The organism is uncultured Microbacterium sp. (assembly GCF_963521695.1).
Taxonomy (GTDB): Bacteria; Actinomycetota; Actinomycetes; order Actinomycetales; family Microbacteriaceae; genus Microbacterium.
Window position 1 is genome coordinate 1 of the sequence record NZ_CAUQWC010000036.1, and the last position, 19,677, is coordinate 19,677.

Below are 19,677 nucleotides of genomic sequence, written 5' to 3' on the forward strand. Positions count from 1 at the left end.
TCGGCGGCGAGGGTGAAATTGCCGAGCGACTTCGACATCTTCTGCCCGTCGACGGTGACGAGGCCGTTGTGCACCCAGTAGCGGGCGAAGGCGTCGCCCGCGGCGGTCGACTGCGCGATCTCGTTCTCGTGATGCGGGAATCGCAGGTCGAGCCCGCCGCCGTGGATGTCGAACTCCGCACCGAGGTAGCGACGCGACATCGCCGAGCACTCGATGTGCCAGCCGGGACGACCGTCGCCCCAGGGCGAGGCCCAGGTGGCCGATGCGGGCTCCCCCGGCTTGCTGCCCTTCCACAGGGCGAAGTCGCGCGGGTCACGCTTGCCGCGCGGGTCGGCGTCGGCCGCGGGCTCCATGGCATCCAGGCTCTGGCGGGTGAGCTCGCCGTAGGCGGGCCACGAACGCACGTCGAAGTACACGTCTCCGGCGGCGGAGTAGGCGTGGCCGCGCTCGATGAGCTCGGCGATGAGCTCCTGCATCTGCGTGACCGACGCGGTGGCGCGCGGTTCGTACGTGGGGGGCAGGATGCCGATGGCGGCGTAGGCCCGCGAGAATTCGAGCTCCATGCGGTACGCGAGCGCCCACCAGGGCTCGGCGTCGGTGGCGTTCGCGAGCACCTTGTCGTCGATGTCGGTGACGTTGCGGACGAACGTGACGCGCCCGAAGCGGTGGGTGAGCCACCGGCGCAACAGGTCGAAGGCGAGGGCTGCGCGCACGTGGCCGATGTGGGGCCCGGACTGCACGGTCGGGCCGCAGACGTAGACGGTGACGTTCGAGGGGTCGAGAGGGACGAAGTCGCGCAGGTCTTGCGCCCTCGAGTCGTACAGCCGAACAGTCACCGCACAAGCCTACCGGCCACCCCGTGCGCGACACCTGGGGGAAACACGCAGCGGCTACGGTGCGGGGTATGCCCCTGCTCATCCGCCCCGACGACCTCACCGGCGCCGAGACCCGCGCACTGGTCGCCGCGCACCTGGCGGGGATGCTCGAGAACACCCCGACCGAGAGCATGCACGCCCTCGATGCCGACCGTCTGAGCGCCGACGGCGTCACGGTCTGGTCGGCGTGGGTCGACGACGAACTGGCCGGAATCGGCGCCTGCAAGGATCTCGGCCGTGACCGAGCCGAACTGAAGTCGATGCGTGTCGTCGAGCGCTTCCTCGGTCAGGGGATCGGCCGGGCGATGCTGCGGCACATCATGGAGGATGCCGCGGAGCGCGGCATCCGGAGCCTGTGGCTCGAGACCGGCAGCACCGACGACTTCGCGGCCGCGCGCGGGCTCTACGCGAGCGAGGGGTTCCGCGAGTGCGACGCGTTCGCGCCTTACCAGCCGGACCCGCTGTCGACGTTCATGACCCGCGAACTCTAGAGCGGCACGACCAGGGCCGTGGCGAAGGCCGCGACCCCCTCGGTGCGCCCGGTGAAGCCGAGACCGTCGGTGGTCGTCGCGCTGACCGACACCGCCGCTCCCCCCAGTGCCGCCGACAGCACTCGCTCGGCCTCGACGCGACGCGCCGCGAACCGGGGGCGGTTGGCCTGCACCTGCACCGAGACGTTCCCGACCCGCCACCCCGCCGCGCGCAGCAGCTCGACCGTGTGCGCGAGGAATGCCTCGGCGTGGGCACCGGCGAACTCGGGACGATCGGTGCCGAAGTGCGTGCCGATGTCGCCCAGTCCCGCCGCCGCCAGCAGGGCGTCGACGATGGCGTGCGCCACCGCATCGCCGTCGGAGTGCCCCGACAGGGCCTGCTCCCCCGGCCATTCGAGGCCCGCCAGCCACAGCGTGCCCTCGCCGCCGAAACCGTGCACGTCGGTGCCGATGCCCACCCGGGGCACCGATGCCGACGGAGAGGGGACGGATGCCAGGGGGGTGGCGGCGAGCAGCGCACGCGCACGCTCGAGATCGGGGGTGGTGGTGATCTTGAAGGCGACCTCGTCGCCGTCGACGACGACGACGTCGTGTCCGGCCGCGGCCACCAAGGCCGCGTCGTCGGTGTGGTCCGCCTCGACCGCGTTCAGAGCCGCACGCAGGACCGACACGCGGAAGGCCTGCGGGGTCTGCGCGGCCACCAACTCGCTGCGGTCGACCGCTGCCACCACGCGGCCGTTCGCATCCACCCGTTTCATCGTGTCGACGACCGGCACAGCGGGGATGACCGCGACGGCACCCGCCTTGATGCGCGCGACCACGCGCTCGAACACCGAGACCGGGGCGAGGGCCCGGGCCGCGTCGTGAATGAGCACCGTACCGATGTCGTCGCGCAGCACGGCCAGCCCGGCAGCGACGGATTGCTGACGGGTGGCCCCGCCCGAGACGATGTCGACCGCGCGGGGATCGCCATCAGCGGCGTCGCGCGCAACCTCTAGAGCGGTCGCCTCATGGCCCTCGGGAACGACTATCACCACCTGCGCCGGTCGCGCTAGGAAGACGACGCGAAGGGCATGGTGGAGGATGGATCGATCGTCGACAGCCACGAACGCCTTCGGTGCCCCGCCGCGAAGACGGGTACCGGAGCCGGCGGCCACGACGACGACCGCAAAGCGCGGATCCGGGGCGTGAGTCACCCGGTAACGCTAGCGCGACGACACCCTGAGGAGTCGCACGCCGAGCGGCGTCAGGACGCGAGGACCTCGTCGAGGACGACGCCCGCGCGGTCTTCGTCGGTCTTCTCGGCCAGCGCGAGCTCGGAGACAAGGATCTGACGCGCCTTCGCCAGCATGCGCTTCTCTCCCGCGGAGAGGCCACGATCCTGATCGCGGCGCCACAGGTCGCGGACGACCTCGCTCACCTTGATCACGTCGCCCGAGGCGAGCTTCTCGAGGTTCGCCTTGTAGCGGCGCGACCAGTTGGTCGGCTCCTCGGTGAACGGTGCGCGCAGCACCTCGAAGACGCGGTCGAGACCCTCTTTGCCGATGACGTCACGAACGCCGACCAGGTCGACGTTGTCAGCGGGAACCTCGATGACGAGGTCACCTTGCGTGACGTTGAGCTTCAGATACTTCTTCGTCTCGCCCTTGATGACGCGTTCTTTGACCTCGATGATCGTGGCCGCACCATGGTGCGGATAAACGACGGTCTCGCCAACCTCAAAAAGCATGGAGTTATGTCCTTTCGGCAACATCCAGGATACCACAGGCCCGCATACGCTATTGTTCCGCCCACCCTGCGCCCCTCCCCCTCGCGCGCGGGCCCCGCATGCCCCCACGTGCGCGGGACGGCGCGGCGAGCCCACCGCGCGAGGCGGACGCGCGCCAGGGACCCCGTAGGATGAGGGGGATGCCGTCTGTCGATCTTGGAGGATCCGTGAAAACGCGCCTGATCGCGTCCGTCGCCCTGGGTGCCGCTGTTCTGCTGGGCACGACGGGGTGCAACCTCATCGCTCCGCAGGCGACCACCATCGACTACTCGGCTTCGGACGGCGTGAACGTCCCCGCCGACGCCGGCCCGCTGTCCGTGCGCAACGCCCTGATCGTCGCCAACGACGACGGCACGACCGGCAACCTCGTCGCCGCGATCGTCAACGACACCACCGACCAGCTAGTGCTGCGCATCGAGGTCGGCGAGGGCTCCTCCGCCGTCCGCGCCGCCGTGAACGTGCCGGCCGGCCGCACGCTCAGCCTCGGCGACCTGACGGACGACGTCGAGCCGTTGCGTCTCGACGACATCGACGCCGTCCCCGGCTCCACCGTTCCGGTCTACTTCCAGTCCGGAGACGGCCAGGGATCGCTCATGCAGGTGCCCGTGCTCGACGGCGCCCTCGAGTACCTCGCGCCCCTCGCCCCGACGCCCGAGGCGACCGTGACGATCGCGCCGATCCCCACGAACACGGCGACGCCGACGCCGACCGCGACACCGACGCCCTCTACCTGAGGACGACGCCCCTCTCCTTTCGACGACGAAGGCGCCGACGCATCGCGTCGGCGCCTTCGTCGTTCTCGCACTCACGCCTCGAAGCGATACCCCAGGCCGCGGACGGTGACCAGCATGCTGGGCTCGCTCGGATTCTGCTCGATGCGCGAACGGATCCGCTTGATGTGCACGTCGAGCGTCTTGGTGTCGCCGAAGTAATCGGTCCCCCACACACGGTCGATGAGCTGACCGCGCGTCAGGACCCGGCCCGCGTTGCGCATCAGCACCTCGAGCAGCTCGAACTCCTTCAGCGGCATGTTGATCTCGCCGCCGTCGACCGCGACGGTGTGGCGGTCGATGTCGAGCACCACGCGCCCGCCCGCCAGGACGCGATCGTCGAGGTCGGCGTCGTCGGGTGTGCGTCGTCGGAGTACCGCGCGCATGCGCGCCAACAGCTCCCTCGTCGAATACGGCTTGGTGACGTAGTCGTCGGCGCCGAGTTCGAGCCCCACGACGATGTCGACCTCGGAGTCCTTGGCCGTCAGCATGATGATGGGCACCTGCGACGTCAGCCGCAGCTGGCGGCAGACCTCGGTTCCCGGCATCCCGGGGAGCATGAGATCCAGCAGCAGGATGTCGGCACCGCGCTCGCGGAAAGCGGCCAGAGCGAGGGCACCGTCTTCGGCGATCTCGACCTCGTAGCCTTCACGGCGCAGCAGGTAGGCCAGCGGGTCGGCGAGATCGGGCTCGTCCTCGACGATCAGAACGCGAGTCATGCGGTTTCCTCTTTCACGGGAGCGGAAGCCGCGGCAGAGGCCTTACGGCCCTTGCGACGCTGCTTCGGACGGACGATGTCGAGATCCGGGGTCTCCGACAGCGGGAGGCGGATGGTGAAGGTCGAGCCGCGGTCGGGCCGCGACCACAGCCGCACCTCGCCGCCGTGGCGCTGGACGGCGTGCTTGACGATCGAGAGACCGAGTCCGGTGCCGCCCGTGCGGCGCGAGCGCGCCTGGTCGGCGCGGTAGAACCGCTCGAACACCCGGTGCTGGTCGCTCTCGGGGATGCCGATGCCGCGGTCGGTGACGGCGATCTCGACGACGTCGACGTCGAGCTTGATGCCGACTCCGACTTTCGAACCCTGCGGCGAGTAGGCGATGGCGTTGGCGATGAGGTTGCCCACGGCCTCGGTGAGGATCTGGGGCTCGCCGCGCACCCACAGGCCCTTCGTGCCGCCGCGCACGACGACCACCTGCGCCGAGTCGGCCTGAACCGTGTGCGACTCGACGGCGGCGGTGACGACCTCGTCGATCGACACGTCGCGCACATCACGCAGCTCTTCGGACGCCTGCAGACGCGACAAGCTCAGGATGCGATTGACCAGGGCGCTCAGCCGCGCCACTTCGGCCTGCATGCGCGCGGCGAAGTGGCGCACCTGGTCGGGGTCGTCGGCCGCCGACTCGATGGCCTCGGCGAGCAGGCTGACGGCGCCGACCGGCGTCTTCAGCTCGTGAGAGGTGTTGGCCACGAAATCGCGCCGCATCTCCTCCACCCGCTCGCGCTCGGTGATGTCGCGCAGCACGACGAGGGTGAGCCGGTTCGAGATCGGCGTCGCCCGCACGGCGACGAGCCGGGCCTCCGCGGGGGCGGCGCCGCGTCGCAGGCGGAGGTTCTCGGCGACGGCGCCACCCGTGTCGCGGGCGACCCGTGCCACCCGCTTCAGTTCGTCGCTGGCGATGACCTCCCCCGTGTGCACGCCGAACACCTCGGCGGCGGGCGAGAGCGCCAAGACGGTCGACGACATGTCGCATACGAAAGCGGGGTCGTCCATCGCCTCGAGCATGGCGTCCACGCCCTCCGGCACCTCGACGTTCGTCTCGGCCCGAGAACGGTCACGAGCCCGCAGCGCTGCGACCACCAGACCGACCACCGCGGCTCCGATCAACAGACCTGCGAAGAGCGAGAGCAGCGCGAGCTGCGGTTGTTGCATGCCCCCAGCGTAAACGTGACGATGCGGCTTCACCCGCCGTTCACCCCTGCGCGCACTCACGCGGACGCTACTATTCACTGTCACAGCACCACTCGTTAACCTTCGCTGGACAGAATCCCGGAGGGTTGCGGGACACCTATGTGCCGTGCCGCCAACGAGGAAGGTACCCGCCATGCGCGAAGTATTCCACCAGTCCCTCGAGGACGTTCAGAACCGCCTGGTCGAGATCGCCGACCTCGTGACCATCGCGATCGACCGTGCCACGCGCGCGTTCGGCACGAGTGACGTCGCCCTCGCCGAAGAAGTCATCGAAGCCGACGCGATCATCGACGAGAAGGCCGTCGCGCTCGACGAGCTGGCCATCGAGATCCTGGCCCGCCAGCAACCGGTCGCCCGCGATCTGCGCATCGTCGTCACCGCCCTGCGCGTGAGCGCGTCGCTGGAGCGCATGGGCGACATGGCCGAGCACATCGCCCAGCTCGCCCGCTCGCGCTTCCCCGAGCGCGCGATCCCCAAGGGGCTGAAGACCACGTTCACCCGCATGGGCGAACTCGACGTCGAGGTCGCGCGTAAGCTCGCCGAACTTCTGCGTACGCAAGACCTGCGGATTGCCGAGTCGATCCGCGACACCGACGACGACATCGACGAGCTGCACGTGAGTGTCTTCGAGAAGGTTCTCGGCGACTCCTGGAAGGGCGAACCGACTGCAACGGTCGATGCCACCCTCGCGAGCCGTTATCACGAGCGCTTCGCCGACCACGCCGTCTCTGTCGCGAAGAAGGTCGTCTACCTCGCGACCGGCGACTGGGCCGGTGCCGACGAAGACATCTCCTACGAGCCCAGCCCGGCCATCTGAGGTCGAACCGAAAAGGGGGTGGATGCCGATCGGCATCCACCCCCTTCGTCGTGCGGTGTCAGTGCTTGTTGCCCTGGGCGGCTACGGCGGCGGCGCCGGCAGCGGCGGCCTCGGGGTCGAGGTACTCGCCCGGTCCGACCGGAGTGAGGTCGTCGTTCAGACGGTAGACGAGCGGGATGCCCGTGGGGATGTTCAGCTCGGCGATGTCGGCGTCGCTGATCCCCTCGAGGTGCTTCACGAGACCGCGCAGCGAGTTGCCGTGCGCGGTGACGAGCACCGTCTTGCCGGCCTGCAGGTCGGGCACGATGTCGCTGTGCCAGTAGGGCAGCATGCGGTCGATGACGATCTTCAGCGACTCGGTGTCGGGCACCTCGCCGTCGATGCCGTCGTAGCGGGGGTCTCCGACCTGGCTGTACTGGTCGTCGGCGGGCAGGGCCGGCGGCGGCACGTCGAACGAGCGGCGCCACAGCATGAACTGGTCGTTGCCGAATTCCTCGAGGGTCTGCGCCTTGTCCTTGCCCTGCAGAGCGCCGTAGTGGCGCTCGTTGAGGCGCCACGAGCGCTTGACGGGGATCCAGAGACGGTCGGCCGCGTCGAGGGCGATGTTCGCCGTCTGGATGGCACGGCTGAGCACGGAGGTGTGCAGCACGTCGGGCAGCACGCCCGACTCGGCGAGCAGTTCGCCGCCGCGCTTCGCCTCGGCCTTGCCCTGGTCGGTGAGTCGCACGTCGACCCAGCCGGTGAACTGGTTGGTCTTGTTCCACTCGCTCTGCCCGTGGCGGAGGAGGATCAGCGTGTGAGGCATGACTCCATGCTATCGACGCGCGGGCGTCGACCAGGAGCTGCGGCTGGCATCATGTCGGACGTGACCTCCTCCCCCGTCGGCCGTCCCACCCGCGGCACGACCGGGGTCAACCGCCTGCGCCGGGTCGACCGCTGGATCGCCCGGCATCCGGCGCTGCGCCGTAGTGACGACCCGCTCGTGATCGATCTCGGCTTCGGGGCGAGCGCGGTCACCCCCCTCGAGTTGCACGCCCGCCTGATCCGCGAGCGACCGGATGCCACGGTGCTGGGCCTCGAGATCGACGCCGACCGCGTGGCACGCGCGCGGCAACAGGCGGTGGGCGTCGCCGGGGTCTCCTTCGCCCGCGGAGGGTTCGAGGTGCCCACCGCCCCGGGCCGACGCCCGGCGATCATCCGCGCGATGAACGTCCTGCGTCAGTACGACGAGCCCGACGTCGCCGGCGCATGGGCGCGGATGTGTGCGCGCCTCCAACCGGGCGGCATCCTGGTCGAGGGAACGTGCGACGAGATCGGCCGGGTCGTCACGTGGGCGGAGGTGGGGGCCGATGCGGTACCCCGGAGTCTGACGGTCTCGCTCAGGCTCGCCGAGCTCGACACCCCTGCTATCGCGGCCGAGCGCCTGCCCAAGGCCCTGATCCACCGCAACGTCGAGGGCGAACGCGTGCACGCGTTCGTGGCATCCCTCGACCGCGAGTGGACGCGCGCGGCGGCGGTCGCGCCGTTCGGCGCCGTGCATCGCTGGCGCACCGCCATGAAGGGGATGCAGGATGCCGGCTGGCCGCTCGTGCGTCCGGAGCGCTGGCGGCTGGGAGAGGTCGGCGTCGCGTGGGAGGCCATTGCGCCGCGGTGATCGGGGCGGAGACCCTCATGCGGCGCGCCCGCTCAAATGCGTGGGAGCAACGCCCGCGCCTCGGCGGAGGGCATTCCGGCCGCGGTCAGCAGATCGACGGCCAGCGGTCGCATCGCTGCGACGAGGTTGAGTTCGCCGACTCCGCCGTCGGGCAGCAGCGCCGCCGGATCGAAGCGACGGATGACGGCGACCACCGCCGAGCGCGCCGCCGGCTCGAGCGAGATGTCGTCGAGGCTGTCGCGCACCAGCGACGCGCCCCGGGCGAGCTCGGCCAACAGGTCGGCCGGTATCGGTCGCGTCTCTCCGTCCGCGCACAGGTAGGCGGCGCGCCGGGCCACGACCCGGAGGTTGCGCGTGGCCAGGTCCAGCGACTGCCGCACCCGCTCATGGCGCTGCAGCTCCGTGCGCTGGCGCCGGAGGAACGGCGAGATACGCGCCACCTCGCGCCCCGACTCCAGAGACCCGCTCCACGCATCGACGTAGGTCTGCAGCGACCGGGCGCGCTCGAGGCCCCGCTCGGCCCGGACGCGATCGCCCCGGCGCAGCGCTCGCACGATGGTCGCCATCGCGATCTCGAGCGCGTCGAACAGCTCGTCGGCGTCGCGCAGTTCGGTGCGCCGCAGCGTCCGCGGGATCAGCGCCGTGACGATCAGCGCCGCGACCCCGCCGATCGCGCCGTCGACGAGACGCAAGAACGGCGCTCCCGTGACGATGACCAGGGCGATCAGCGACTGCACCACCGCCGCCAGGGCGAAACCCGGCTGAGGCGAGAGGAAGCGGGCGACCAGCAGTGTCGTCGTCATCGCCACGGCGATCTGCCACCAGCCGCTGCCCGTGGTCACCAGCACGATCTCAGCGATGAGGATGCCCACCAGCATGCCCATGACGGTCTCGGCGACGCGCCACGGACGCGCGTCTCGCACGAGACCGAGACTCGACACCGTCACGGTCGCCGCCAGGAGCGGGACCGGATGCCCGAGCACGAAGTGGGCGAAGGCGTACGCCGCGGTCGCTGCGACGACGATCTGCAGGATCGCCGGGAGCGACTCGCGCACCCGCGCGACGCGCCGCCGGAGTGTGGAGCGCAAGCGCGAGCGGGGAACGACGACCCCGACGGTCGTCGAGGGATCGTCGGCGATCATTCCGCCGCGCGGCGGCGTCCGAGGCGGGGCATCCGCGGAATGGACGCGGTTGCCCCCGCGTCGGCGGGTACGACCGTCTCGGCCGCGGCGGCCAGCGGACCGTCGGCGGTGTCGACGACGAGCGGCACTCCCTCGGGTGCGGTGCGCTTGACGAGGGCGAGGGCGATCGGCCCCTCCTCGTGGTGCACGGCGACCGAGGTGATGGCGCCGATCACGGTGTCACCCGCGCGCACGGCGTCGCCGCGGGCGGGAAGGACGTTGTCGCTTCCGTCGAGCTGCAGGGCCACGACGCGACGAGGCGGGTGTCCGAGGTTGTGGACTTTGGCCACCGTCTCCTGGCCGCGGTAGCAGCCCTTCGACAGGTGCACCGCCGTGCGCAGCCAGTCCATCTCGTGCGGCAGCAGGCGTTCGTCGGCGTCGACACCGACGCGCGGACGCCAGGCGGCGACACGCAGCGCCTCGACGGCGTCGAGACCCGCGAGGGCGATCTCGCCGCGGACGGCGCCGTCGAGCACGCGACCGAACTCTTCGGCGTCCACGATCGCCTCGGCCCAGTCGCGCTCGGCACCGGGGTGCGGTTCGACACGGGCGTACGCCCAACCGCCGGGTGAGACGGCGGGCCAGGGGTCGACCCAGACGGGGGCCACCGTGCGCAGGGCCTCGACGGCGGCGCGGGTGCCGCCCACCACGACGAGTTCGCCTGAGCGGTCCTGCACCTCGACCCGCAGACGGAAGCGCATGCGGGTGAGCCACGTCGCGAGGGCCTCGGCATCGGACGCGTCGACGAGAAGCCACGTCGTCTCACCGTCGTCGACCACCGCGGCCGCATGCTCGACCCGCCCCTGGGGGTCGAGGATCAGCAGCTCGGTGGACACCCCGGGCGCCAGGTGCGTCAGAGCCTGCGATGACAGCGAGTCGAGCCAGCTGCGGCGGTCCTCGCCACCGACCGAGATCACGCGCCGGTCGCCGAGAGGCGCGAGCGCGGATCCGGATGACAGCCGTCGCTGCTCGGCCACGGGCGAACCGACGTGGCGGAGTCCGCGGTGGTCGATCACGGCGCCGGGGACGTCGGTGAGGGAGACCACGATCACTCCGCCCGCGCGAGACGCGCCGAGGCGTGCGAACCGAGTTCGCGGCCCAGGGCGGCGATGTCCCACGCCCACAGCAGGTGGTTGTCGACCAGTCCGTACAGACGCGTCGCGGCGGCATAGGGCTTCGCCCCGGCTGTGCGAACCACGGCATCCGTCGCCAGATCGATGCGGGGACCCTTGACCTGACCGACGTAGAGCTCCAGGATGCCGTCGGCGTGCGCCAGGCTCACCTCGATGTCGAAGCCGCCGTCGGCATTGCGCAGCGCCTCGACGTCGTCCGCCGTGCGGACGACGGGCGACCCCGTGGCCGGAAGGAGCCCGGGTCCGGCGTCGGCATCGCCGACCGGTCGCGCCAGACGCCAGTAGCCGATCTCGGAGACGAGCGGACGTCGCTCTTCGCCGTCGAGCAGCCACGCGTCGGCGGAGTAGTTGAGAAAGCCTCCGCCGTCGTGACTGAAGCTCACGCGGTGCGCGAACTCACCGGAGAAGGCACGGCCGTCCGCCTCGTAGTCGATGACTCCGGTGCCTTCCCAGACGCCGACGAGCCACGAGAGAGGGACGAGGTCGGCCGGAAGGTCGGTCGGGATCTCGATCACGACGCGCTCAGCGCTGGCCGCGATAGAGGTTCCAGATGACCGTTCCGGACACGAAGGCGATCGCCAGCGAGGCGAGGCCCAGAAGTCCCACGAAGAACAGTTCGAGCGCGAGGAGGTCCATGCGTCAACTCTAGCCCGAGACCAGGGACGCCAGACCGAAACCGATCGTGATCACCCCGAGCACGACGAGCGCGCCGAGCGAGCTCAGCGCCATCCGCTGGATGAACGCCTGCGACCGGCCGTACCAGAGCTGCACGGCGAACGACACGATCACGCACCCGCCGAGGGCGACCGCGATCCACTGCGCACGCCAGTGCTCGGGGGCGAAGATCCCGATGAGGACGCCCGCGACCGCCGCCAGCACCCATACCGCCACGACACCGGCGTAGGTGCGGCGCGGGGCGAGGTCGGGAGTCGACATGACCCCATCATCACTCAGGACCCCCGTCGCGCGCACGCGCAGCGCCGGTGATGAGGCCGCGGCCTCGTCGCCCTAAGATGATCGGGTGCGCGACACGCCGCACGGGAGGTCCTCTTGGCACAGCTTCTGGTACTCAGCTCCGCCCCGGGCGGCGGCGCTGCCCTGCCCGCGCTCGAATTGCTGAGCCACCGCGTGCGGCAGATTCCGGCCGAGGCCGCGCAGTTGGTGAACGCCCCCAGCGCCGATGTCATCTTCGTCGACGCCCGCTTCGACCTCGTCGGCGCCAAGTCGCTGTGCAAGATCATGTCGACCACCGGCATCGAGGCTCCCCTGGTGCTCATCATCACCGAGGGAGGCCTCACCGCGGTCTCCACCGACTGGGGCATCGACGACGTCGTGCTCGTCGGCGCCGGTCCCGCCGAGATCGACGCCCGCATCCGGCTGGCCATGGGCCGGCAGACGGCCGACCAGGTGTCGACGCGCATCCAGACCTCGGGCATCACGATCGACGAGTCGTCGTACTCGGCGAAGGTGCACGGCAAGCCCCTCGACCTCACCTACAAGGAGTTCCAGCTCCTTCACTTCTTCGCCACGCACCCCTCGCGGGTCTTCACGCGCGAACAGCTGCTGAGCGAGGTGTGGGGATACGACTACTTCGGCGGCACCCGCACGGTCGACGTGCACGTGCGGCGCTTGCGCGCCAAGCTCGGTGATCTCGAGCAGCTCATCGGCACCGTGCGCAACGTCGGCTACCGCTTCAACGTCTACGAAGACGACGCCCCCGTCGCGGCATCCGCCCCCGTCTGACCCGACGCGTACCGCCCGTTCACTCCCGTGTCACCGACCACTGCAATGATGTGGGGATGATGGAACACGACGTGCTGGACACGGGGCTCGGCGACGCCGACGACGACGACTTCGACGAGGCCGTCGAGGCCGAGGACGACCAGTTGCCCGATCACCGGTACCTCGACCGCGAGGTGAGCTGGTTGGCGTTCAACCAGCGCGTCCTCGAACTGGCGGAAGACCCGGCCGTCCCCGTGCTGGAGCGCGCGAACTTCCTCGCCATCTTCGCCAGCAACCTCGACGAGTTCTTCATGGTGCGCGTCGCGGGGCTGAAGCGCCGCATCGTCACCGGACTCGCCGTACCCACGAACGTGGGCCGAGCACCGCTCGACGTGCTCGCCGACATCTCGGCCGAAGCGCACCGTCTGCAGGAGCGCCACGCGGCCGCCTGGACCGAGAAGGTCCGCCCCGCGCTGGCCGAGGCCGGCATCAAGGTCGTCTCGTGGGACTCCCTCGACGAGGACACCGCGGCTCGATTGACCGAGTACTTCCAGCGCAACGTCTTCCCGGTGCTCATGCCGCTCGCCGTCGACCCGGCGCACCCGTTCCCCTACATCTCCGGGCTCTCGCTCAACCTCGCCATCCGCATCCGCAACGCCCGCACCGGTCGTCAAGAGTTCGCGCGCCTGAAGGTGCCGCCCATGCTTCCGCGCTTCGTCGAGGTGCCGGGAGACGGCCCGGGCGTGCGCTACCTCCCGCTCGAGGAGCTCATCTCCAACCACTTGGGAGACCTCTTCCCCGGCATGGAGGTTCTCGACCACCACGCGTTCCGCCTCACCCGCAACGAAGACATGACGATCGAGGAGGACGAGACCGAGAACCTCATCCAGGCCCTCGAAGCCGAGCTCCTGCGCCGCCGTTTCGGCCCGCCGATCCGCCTCGAGATCACCGAGGACATGGATGACGTCACCCGATCGCTGCTGCTGAGCGAGCTCGACATCACCGAGCAGGAGGTCTACCGGCTTCCCGGCGCCCTCGACCTGCGGGGGCTGTTCGATCTCTCGCGTATCGACCGCCCCGACCTGAGGTACCCGCCTCACGTGCCCAAGACCGCTTTGGCGTTCCAGCCCCCGGAGCAGAACGGCCGCGCCGACCTGTTCCGCGCGATCCGCAAGAGCGACGTGCTCGTGCACCACCCGTACGAGTCGTTCGCGACGAGCGTGCAGGCCTTCCTCGAGCAGGCCGCCCGCGACCCGCACGTGCTCGCCATCAAGCAGACCCTCTACCGCACCTCGGGCGACAGCCCCATCGTGCAGGCCCTCATCGACGCCGCCGAGGCGGGCAAGCAGGTGCTGGCGCTCGTCGAGGTCAAGGCGCGCTTCGACGAGGCCAACAACATCGTTTGGGCTCGCAAGCTCGAGAAGGCCGGCGTCCACGTCGTCTACGGCCTCGTGGGCCTCAAGACGCACTGCAAGCTCGCCCTCGTCATCCGCGAAGAAGAGGGGCGACTGCGCCACTACAGCCACGTCGGCACCGGCAACTACAACCCCAAGACGAGCCGCATCTACGAAGACTTCGGCCTCTTCACCGTCGACGATCAGGTGGGTCGAGACCTCACCCGCCTCTTCAACGAGCTCAGCGGTTACGCGATCGAGAAGAAGTTCAAGCGCCTACTCGTCGCACCCCTGCACCTGCGCAAGGGCCTGCTGCGCCACATCGACAAGGAGCGCCGCAACGCGCTGGAGGGCAAACCCTCCGGCGTGCGCATCAAGGTGAACTCGATGGTCGACGAGGAGATCATCGACGCGCTGTACCGCGCCAGCCAGGCGGGGGTCCCCGTCGAGGTGTGGGTGCGCGGCATCTGCTCGATCAGGCCGGGAGTCCCGGGCATGAGCGAGAACATCATCGTGCGCTCCATCCTCGGCCGCTACCTCGAGCACTCGCGCATCTTCTCGTTCGCGAACGACGGCGATCCGCAGATCTTCATCGGCAGCGCCGACATGATGCACCGCAACCTCGACCGCCGCGTCGAGGCGCTCGTGCGCGTCGTCGACGAGAACCAGTTGCGCGAGCTCACCTCGTTGTTCGACCTCGCGATGGACGACGGCACGAGCTCGTGGCACCTCGGGTCGGAGGGCGAGTGGACGCGTCGCAGCGTCGCTGCTGACGGCACGGCCCTCATCGACCTGCAGGAGCACACGATGTCGCGCGTCCAGCGCAAACGGCGCGCCCGGACGGCCCGATGACCGAGACCGCCGTCTATGCCGCCGGCGGCGTCGTGTGGCGCCGGGTCGAGGGCAAACTGCGCATCCTGCTCATCCACCGCACCAAGTACCGCGACCTCACCCTGCCCAAGGGCAAGGTCGACCCCGGCGAGACGCTCGCCGAGACGGCGGTCCGCGAGATCCGCGAAGAGACCGGCATCCGTGTCGCACTCGGGGTCCCCGTGGGCGTCTCGCGGTATCGGATGCCGAACTCGCGCACGAAGATCGTGCACTATTGGGCGGCCGAGGCCACCGATGCGGCCGTGCGCACGTCGTCGTTCGTGCCCAACAAAGAGGTCGCGGCGATCGAGTGGGTGAGCATGAAGAAGGCGCGAAAGCACCTCAGCTATCCCGTCGACATCGAGATCCTCGACGAGTTCGCCCGCATCGTCGACGAGCAGGCCCTGCCGACCTTCCCGATCGTGGTGCTGCGCCACGGCAAGGCGCGCTCGCGCGACGAGTGGGACGGTGACGACACGGATCGCCCGCTCACCGCGCGCGGCCGTAAACAGGCCGAGGCCATCGTCGGACCGCTGCTGGCCTTCGGGGTGCGTCGGGTGGTGTCGAGCCCGGCCGAGCGCTGCGTGCGTACCGCCACCCCGATCGCCCAGGCGGTCGGTCAGCGGGTGCAGCTGACAGCCGACATCAGTCAGGACGCGTGGGAGCACGGCCGGGCCGATGCCCGAGCCGTCATCGGGCAGCGCGTGCGCGCGCGCAAACCAGTGGTCCTGACCAGTCACGGCCCCGTTCTGCCCGCCCTTCTGCACGAACTCGCCCTCGCGACCGGCACGATGAGCGGCTCCTATCTCGGCAGCGCGTCCACCCTCGAGCCGGGTGCGTTCTCGGTCGCCCACGTGCCGGTGGAGCACCCCGGCGCGGGCATCGTGGCGATCGAGACGCACGAACCTCGCGCGTGACCCTCCCGCCGGGCATCGGCATCGCGTGGCGGGCGGTTCCCCCGCGGGCGTCGCGGAGGGACACGTCGCGGGCGCTCCTCGCGGAGCTGCTCCCGGGCGCCCGGTTCGTCTCGCGATGCCCGCTGTGCGGTGGCGACCACGGTCGGATACGGGTGGAGGGCGCGGATGCCGAGGTGTCGGTGTCGTATCTCCCCGGGTGGGCCGTTGTCGTCGTGACAGGGGGATACGGCCGCATCGGCGTCGACGCGGTTCCTGCGGATGCCGCGGGACTCGAACGCGTGCTGCCCGGTGAGACGGACGCGCGGGACTGGGCGCGGGCGGAAGCCGTGCTCAAGGCCGACGGACGGGGTCTGGCCGTCGACCCGGCGCGGGTCGTCGTCGAAGAGAGCGCGGACGGGTGGCGGGCGTGGATCGTCGAGCATCCGGACGCCCGTCACTCGACGACCGGGTGGCGTGGGTGGGACCTCGACGGCCCCGACGGAGTGGTGGCGGCGCTCGCCGTCGACGCGCGCGCCGAGGCCCATCGTCGAGCGCGTACCTCCTGACCGAGGAGGCGGTACAAATGGTGCATGCGCCACCCCGACGGCATGCTCCCACCTCTTCCTCCGCGTGTCGCCGACCTCGACGACGACTTCTCAGGGGGGTTCCCCGATCCCTCCCGCTGGATCAGCTCGTACCTGCCGCACTGGACCGACGCCGAGCGGGCAGCGGCACGGTGGAATGCCGAGGCCGACGGCATCCGGCTCCGGATCGACGAAGATCAGCGAGACTGGCGTGTCGAGGACGCTCCCCTGCGCGTATCCAACCTGCAGACGGCGCTGTTCGCGGGAGACAAGGGATCGCCTCGCGGCATGCACCGTCACCGCGACGACCTGACGGTACGCACCGAGGTGCCGACGTCGCTTCTCTTCGCCCCCACCCGGGGTCGCGTCGACGTCACCCTGTCGGCCACCCGGGACAGCGGATGCATGGTCGCCGCGTGGCTCGTCGGGACGGAGCACCTGTCACCGCGCGATGCCGGCGAGATCTGCCTGTTCGAGATCGACGCCGACGCCGTCACCGATACCGGAACCCGCGCCCGCAGCGGGGTCAAGGCGCACCACGACCCTCGGTTGGTCACCGACATGGTCGAGGTCTCGCTGCCCTTCGACGCCGGTCGCCCGCGCACGTGGACGGCCGTGTGGGGCGACGGCGAGACGATCATCGGATGCGAGGGCGTCGTCGTCCGACGCATCGCGCAGGCTCCCGATTACCCGCTGGCGCTCATGATCGACATCTTCGAGGTCGATGCCACCGCGGGCCCGTACCCGAAGTCCTTCGTCGTGCACCGGGTGCGCGGCTGGAGCGGGTGACCCGCCCCGGACCCCGCGCGGGTCAGGGGTGCGGGGGAAGAGCTTCGCCGTCGATCCAGCGCGACAGCACCGCCACGGCATCCGGTCCGCCCGCGCTCTCGACCGCGGCACGGAAGTCCTCGGTCGTGACGAGTGCGTGCCGGTGCTGCGCCGTCCAACCCCGCACCAGGTCGAAGAACGCCTGGTCGCCCAGCGTCCGACGAAGAGCGTGCAGTGTCAGCGCTCCACGCTTGTAGACGCGGTCGTCGAACATGTCGTCGGGGCCGGGGTCGGCCAGGAGCAGATCACGTGGCTTGGCGGCGAGGCGCGCGTAGTGCTCGGCGACACAGGTCTCGACGGGCGTGCCACCCGAGGCATCCGACCACAGCCACTCGGCGTAGCAGGCGAAGCCCTCGTTGAGCCAGATGTCGCGCCAGCGCGCGATGCCGACGCTGTTGCCGAACCACTGGTGTGCCAGCTCGTGCGCCACCAGACGCTGAGCGGCCGGTACGAGATGGTTCATGCCGAAGACGGCGAGTCCCTGCGCCTCGAGCGGGATCTCGAGCTCGTCGGCCGTGACGACCAGCGAGCAGGTGTCCTGCGGATAGGGCCCGAAGAGCCGATCGAACACGCGCAGCATCTCGGGCACCGCCGCGAACGCACGATCGACCGCCGCGCTCAGAGACGGAGGCGCGGTGACGCTGATCGACGGGACGGCATCCACTCCCCCACCGACGAGCGGTCGGGTGCGGTAACGGCCCACGTGGACGGCTGCGAGGTACGTCGCGGTGGGCACGTCGGAGGTGAACGTCGATGTCACACGTCCGCCGCGCCGGGTCGTGGGACCTGGCACCCCCGTCGCCGCCACCGTGTAGCCGTCGTCGACGGTGATCTCCATGCGCATGCGCGCACGATCGTCGGGACGGTCGTTGCACGGGAACCAGGTCGGCGCACCGATCGGCTGGCCCGCCACGAGCGCGCCGTCGGTCAGCTCCTCCCACCCCACCGCGCCCCAGCGCGAGCGCCGCGGGGCCGGAGCACCCGCGTACACCACCTCGACCTCGAACACGGAGCCCGCCGAGATCGGCTGCGCGGGCGTCACGCGCACCACGCGCGGACCGGCCGCGAATCGGGCCACCGTCCCGTCGACGCGGACGCGAGAGGTGCGCAGCCCTACGAGGTCGAGCGCGAACGAGGTCAGCGGCGCACGCGCGACGGCCACGATGGTCGCCGTCCCCTCGAGACGGTTGGTGCGCACGCGATAGCCGAGCGCGAGGTCGTAGGACCGCACGTCGTACGACGCGTCACCGCTCTGCGGGGCGTACGAGTCGGTCGTACTCACGTCGTCGACTGGTAGGCGCGAACCTTCACCGCGCGCCAGGGTCCGATGGGGTTGCCACTCCAGCGCGAACCGACCGGAACGGTCTCGCCGCGCATGACGAGCGAGGCGGGGCCCACGGTGGCGTGCGCCCCGAGCGTGGATGCCGGCAGCACCACGCTGTGCGGGCCCAGGGTGGCCCCGGGTTCCAGCTCGACGGTGTCCATGCTCATGATTCGATCATGGAACAGATGCGTCTGAACGACGCATCCGCGATTGACGGTTGACGCATCGCCCAACGTCACCAGGTCGGGTTCGGGCAGCCAGTAGCTGTCGCACCACACGCCCCGTCCGATCTTCGCGCCGAGGGTCCGCAACCACACGGCGAGCGCCGGCGTCCCCGACGCCGCGCGGGCAAACCAGGGGGCCGCGACCATCTCGGTGAACGTGTCCGACACCTCGGTGCGCCACACGAAGCTCGACCACAGCGGCTGCTCCCCCGCGCGGATGACGCCGACGATCGCCCACTTCGCGGCGGTCGACACCCCGGCGGCGACCGCTCCGGCGGCCAGCAGGACGACGCCCGACAGCAGGAGCGTCCACACCGGTCCCGCGGTCTCCCACAACGCCGCGAGGGTGAACAGCACTCCCAGACCGATGCCGCAGGTCACCACGACAGGCACGAAGCGGCAGAGCTCCCACAGGGTGCGAGCCAGGCGCAGACCCGGTCCGGGGTTGTACGTACGGGAATCGTCGACGCCGGCCGACAACCGACGCAGGCGCACCGCCGGCGAACCGAGCCACGACGACCCCGCCTTGGCTTTCAGCGGAGCGGCCGACAGCACGGCGACCAGCCCGTCGCGCGGAACGCGATGGCCGGGCGCGGCCATGCCGGAATTGCCGAGGAACGCGCGCTTGCCGATGCGCACCTGTCCGATCCGCAACCACCCGGCGCGCAGTTCGTAGGAGGCGACCATGGTGTCGTCGGCGAGGAACGCCCCGTCCTCGATCCGCGCCATCGAGGGGATGAGCAGGACGGTGGATGCCTCGACGTCCCGGCCGACGCGCGCTCCCAGCATCCGGAGCCACACGGGGGTGAACAGCGACGAGTAGAGGGGGAAGAGGATCGTGCGGGCGGCATCCAGGAGTCGTTCGATGCTCCACGCCTGCCAGGCGACCCGGCTGCGTACCGGATGCGTGCCCTCGGACAGACCGATCGAGAGCAGCCGGACGAGCAGGACGACGGATGCCGCGAAGACCAGGCCCGTGAGGGCGACGCCCGGAACGAGCCAGGCGAAGGCCCTGCCCGCCGCCTCGGCGAGCGAGTCGGCGCCGCGCATGCCCTGGGCCACGACGAGTCCACCCACGGTGAATGCCGCCAGCGGCAGCAGGGCGAGCGCGACCGCGGACGCGGCGTACGCCCACAACCAGCGCGTCGGCGCCGGCGGACGCTCGGTCGGCCACCCC

General features: G+C 70.4%; 21 protein-coding genes. 9 read left to right on the plus strand and 12 right to left on the minus strand.

What is annotated here, in order from left to right:
* Positions 1-836, minus strand: an 836-nt coding sequence (locus RWP81_RS04460) for a cysteine--tRNA ligase (RefSeq protein ID WP_314452682.1), incomplete at its 3' end; no start/stop codon positions are given.
* A gap of 68 nt (positions 837-904) precedes the next feature.
* Between RWP81_RS04460 and RWP81_RS04465 the strand changes: the two genes are divergently transcribed.
* Positions 905-1,366: a GNAT family N-acetyltransferase gene (locus RWP81_RS04465; protein WP_314452685.1), complete on the plus strand. Its 462-nt coding sequence runs from the start codon at positions 905-907 to the stop codon at positions 1,364-1,366.
* On the opposite strand, the gene ispD is transcribed toward RWP81_RS04465, so the two are convergent.
* Entirely contained in the window at positions 1,363-2,562 is a 1,200-nt protein-coding gene (ispD, locus tag RWP81_RS04470) for a 2-C-methyl-D-erythritol 4-phosphate cytidylyltransferase (protein ID WP_314452688.1), read from the minus strand. The two genes, RWP81_RS04465 and ispD, sit on opposite strands and share 4 nt — an antisense overlap.
* 50 nt (positions 2,563-2,612) lie before the next feature.
* Positions 2,613-3,095, minus strand: a complete 483-nt coding sequence (locus RWP81_RS04475; RefSeq protein WP_055956557.1) for a CarD family transcriptional regulator — start codon at positions 3,093-3,095, stop codon at positions 2,613-2,615.
* A gap of 206 nt (positions 3,096-3,301) precedes the next feature.
* Between RWP81_RS04475 and RWP81_RS04480 the strand changes: the two genes are divergently transcribed.
* The gene (locus tag RWP81_RS04480; protein ID WP_055956553.1) at positions 3,302-3,868 is read left to right on the plus strand and encodes a hypothetical protein; all 567 of its coding nucleotides are present in this window, start codon (positions 3,302-3,304) and stop codon (positions 3,866-3,868) included.
* A 71-nt stretch (positions 3,869-3,939) separates the two neighbouring features.
* On the opposite strand, the gene RWP81_RS04485 is transcribed toward RWP81_RS04480, so the two are convergent.
* Positions 3,940-4,623 (minus strand): response regulator transcription factor, encoded by a 684-nt coding sequence (locus tag RWP81_RS04485; RefSeq protein WP_243222517.1) that lies wholly within the window; start codon positions 4,621-4,623, stop codon positions 3,940-3,942.
* On the minus strand, positions 4,620-5,834 hold the full coding sequence (locus RWP81_RS04490; RefSeq protein ID WP_314452698.1) for an ATP-binding protein: 1,215 nt from the start codon (positions 5,832-5,834) through the stop codon (positions 4,620-4,622). Before RWP81_RS04490 ends, RWP81_RS04485 begins: the two co-directional genes overlap by 4 nt.
* 172 nt (positions 5,835-6,006) lie before the next feature.
* On the opposite strand from RWP81_RS04490, the gene phoU reads away from it, so the two are divergent.
* Positions 6,007-6,690, plus strand: coding sequence for a phosphate signaling complex protein PhoU (gene phoU, locus RWP81_RS04495; protein ID WP_314452701.1), 684 nt, complete (start codon positions 6,007-6,009; stop codon positions 6,688-6,690).
* Positions 6,691-6,748: 58 nt separating this feature from the next.
* On the opposite strand, the gene RWP81_RS04500 is transcribed toward phoU, so the two are convergent.
* Complete coding sequence (locus RWP81_RS04500) at positions 6,749-7,495, minus strand: phosphoglyceromutase (protein WP_314452704.1); 747 nt, start codon at positions 7,493-7,495, stop codon at positions 6,749-6,751.
* 51 nt (positions 7,496-7,546) lie between these two features.
* Here RWP81_RS04500 and RWP81_RS04505 point away from each other — a divergent pair, with 51 nt between their 5' ends.
* Complete coding sequence (locus RWP81_RS04505; RefSeq protein WP_314452707.1) at positions 7,547-8,344, plus strand: class I SAM-dependent methyltransferase; 798 nt, start codon at positions 7,547-7,549, stop codon at positions 8,342-8,344.
* A gap of 32 nt (positions 8,345-8,376) precedes the next feature.
* Here RWP81_RS04505 and RWP81_RS04510 read toward each other — a convergent pair whose 3' ends face one another.
* The 4 genes from RWP81_RS04510 to RWP81_RS04525 form a co-directional block, all read right to left on the minus strand.
* A complete protein-coding gene (locus RWP81_RS04510; protein WP_314452710.1) occupies positions 8,377-9,486 on the minus strand; it encodes an FUSC family protein in 1,110 nt (369 codons plus the stop codon).
* A complete protein-coding gene (locus tag RWP81_RS04515) occupies positions 9,483-10,571 on the minus strand; it encodes a glycine cleavage T C-terminal barrel domain-containing protein (RefSeq protein WP_314452713.1) in 1,089 nt (362 codons plus the stop codon). Before RWP81_RS04515 ends, RWP81_RS04510 begins: the two co-directional genes overlap by 4 nt.
* A gap of 2 nt (positions 10,572-10,573) precedes the next feature.
* Entirely contained in the window at positions 10,574-11,173 is a 600-nt protein-coding gene (locus RWP81_RS04520; protein WP_314452715.1) for an FABP family protein, read from the minus strand.
* A gap of 130 nt (positions 11,174-11,303) precedes the next feature.
* A complete protein-coding gene (locus RWP81_RS04525) occupies positions 11,304-11,594 on the minus strand; it encodes a hypothetical protein (RefSeq protein WP_314452718.1) in 291 nt (96 codons plus the stop codon).
* 114 nt (positions 11,595-11,708) lie between these two features.
* Between RWP81_RS04525 and RWP81_RS04530 the strand changes: the two genes are divergently transcribed.
* Genes RWP81_RS04530 through RWP81_RS04550 form a run of 5 tightly spaced genes read left to right on the plus strand, consistent with a single transcriptional unit; the run spans position 11,709 to position 16,913 of the window.
* Positions 11,709-12,401 (plus strand): response regulator transcription factor, encoded by a 693-nt coding sequence (locus RWP81_RS04530; protein ID WP_055956528.1) that lies wholly within the window; start codon positions 11,709-11,711, stop codon positions 12,399-12,401.
* A gap of 56 nt (positions 12,402-12,457) precedes the next feature.
* Positions 12,458-14,626 carry an RNA degradosome polyphosphate kinase gene (locus RWP81_RS04535; protein ID WP_314452721.1) on the plus strand — a complete coding sequence of 723 codons (2,169 nt, stop codon included), beginning with the start codon at positions 12,458-12,460 and terminating at the stop codon, positions 14,624-14,626.
* Positions 14,623-15,561, plus strand: a complete 939-nt coding sequence (locus RWP81_RS04540) for an NUDIX hydrolase (RefSeq protein ID WP_314452724.1) — start codon at positions 14,623-14,625, stop codon at positions 15,559-15,561. The genes RWP81_RS04535 and RWP81_RS04540 overlap by 4 nt, the downstream gene beginning before the upstream one ends.
* Positions 15,558-16,106, plus strand: coding sequence for a chemotaxis protein CheY (locus RWP81_RS04545; protein WP_314452728.1), 549 nt, complete (start codon positions 15,558-15,560; stop codon positions 16,104-16,106). Before RWP81_RS04540 ends, RWP81_RS04545 begins: the two co-directional genes overlap by 4 nt.
* A 24-nt stretch (positions 16,107-16,130) precedes the next feature.
* The gene (locus tag RWP81_RS04550; protein ID WP_314452730.1) at positions 16,131-16,913 is read left to right on the plus strand and encodes a hypothetical protein; all 783 of its coding nucleotides are present in this window, start codon (positions 16,131-16,133) and stop codon (positions 16,911-16,913) included.
* A gap of 22 nt (positions 16,914-16,935) precedes the next feature.
* Here RWP81_RS04550 and RWP81_RS04555 read toward each other — a convergent pair whose 3' ends face one another.
* Together RWP81_RS04555 and RWP81_RS04560 are read right to left on the minus strand one after the other, a co-directional pair.
* Positions 16,936-18,234 carry a M1 family metallopeptidase gene (locus tag RWP81_RS04555; protein ID WP_314452733.1) on the minus strand — a complete coding sequence of 433 codons (1,299 nt, stop codon included), beginning with the start codon at positions 18,232-18,234 and terminating at the stop codon, positions 16,936-16,938.
* Positions 18,231-19,677, minus strand: a 1,447-nt coding sequence (locus RWP81_RS04560; protein WP_399540547.1) for a Pls/PosA family non-ribosomal peptide synthetase, incomplete at its 5' end; no start/stop codon positions are given. The genes RWP81_RS04560 and RWP81_RS04555, both read right to left, overlap by 4 nt.

Coding starts and splice junctions, on each gene's coding strand:
- RWP81_RS04535 (WP_314452721.1), top strand. CDS start 12,458: ATGATGGAACACGACGTGCTGGACACGGGGCTCGGCGACGCCGACGAC.
- RWP81_RS04485 (WP_243222517.1), bottom strand. CDS start 4,623: ATGACTCGCGTTCTGATCGTCGAGGACGAGCCCGATCTCGCCGACCCG.
- RWP81_RS04500 (WP_314452704.1), bottom strand. CDS start 7,495: ATGCCTCACACGCTGATCCTCCTCCGCCACGGGCAGAGCGAGTGGAAC.
- RWP81_RS04505 (WP_314452707.1), top strand. CDS start 7,547: ATGTCGGACGTGACCTCCTCCCCCGTCGGCCGTCCCACCCGCGGCACG.
- RWP81_RS04525 (WP_314452718.1), bottom strand. CDS start 11,594: ATGTCGACTCCCGACCTCGCCCCGCGCCGCACCTACGCCGGTGTCGTG.
- RWP81_RS04465 (WP_314452685.1), top strand. CDS start 905: ATGCCCCTGCTCATCCGCCCCGACGACCTCACCGGCGCCGAGACCCGC.
- RWP81_RS04475 (WP_055956557.1), bottom strand. CDS start 3,095: ATGCTTTTTGAGGTTGGCGAGACCGTCGTTTATCCGCACCATGGTGCG.
- RWP81_RS04550 (WP_314452730.1), top strand. CDS start 16,131: ATGCGCCACCCCGACGGCATGCTCCCACCTCTTCCTCCGCGTGTCGCC.
- RWP81_RS04540 (WP_314452724.1), top strand. CDS start 14,623: ATGACCGAGACCGCCGTCTATGCCGCCGGCGGCGTCGTGTGGCGCCGG.
- RWP81_RS04490 (WP_314452698.1), bottom strand. CDS start 5,834: ATGCAACAACCGCAGCTCGCGCTGCTCTCGCTCTTCGCAGGTCTGTTG.
- RWP81_RS04510 (WP_314452710.1), bottom strand. CDS start 9,486: ATGATCGCCGACGATCCCTCGACGACCGTCGGGGTCGTCGTTCCCCGC.
- phoU (WP_314452701.1), top strand. CDS start 6,007: ATGCGCGAAGTATTCCACCAGTCCCTCGAGGACGTTCAGAACCGCCTG.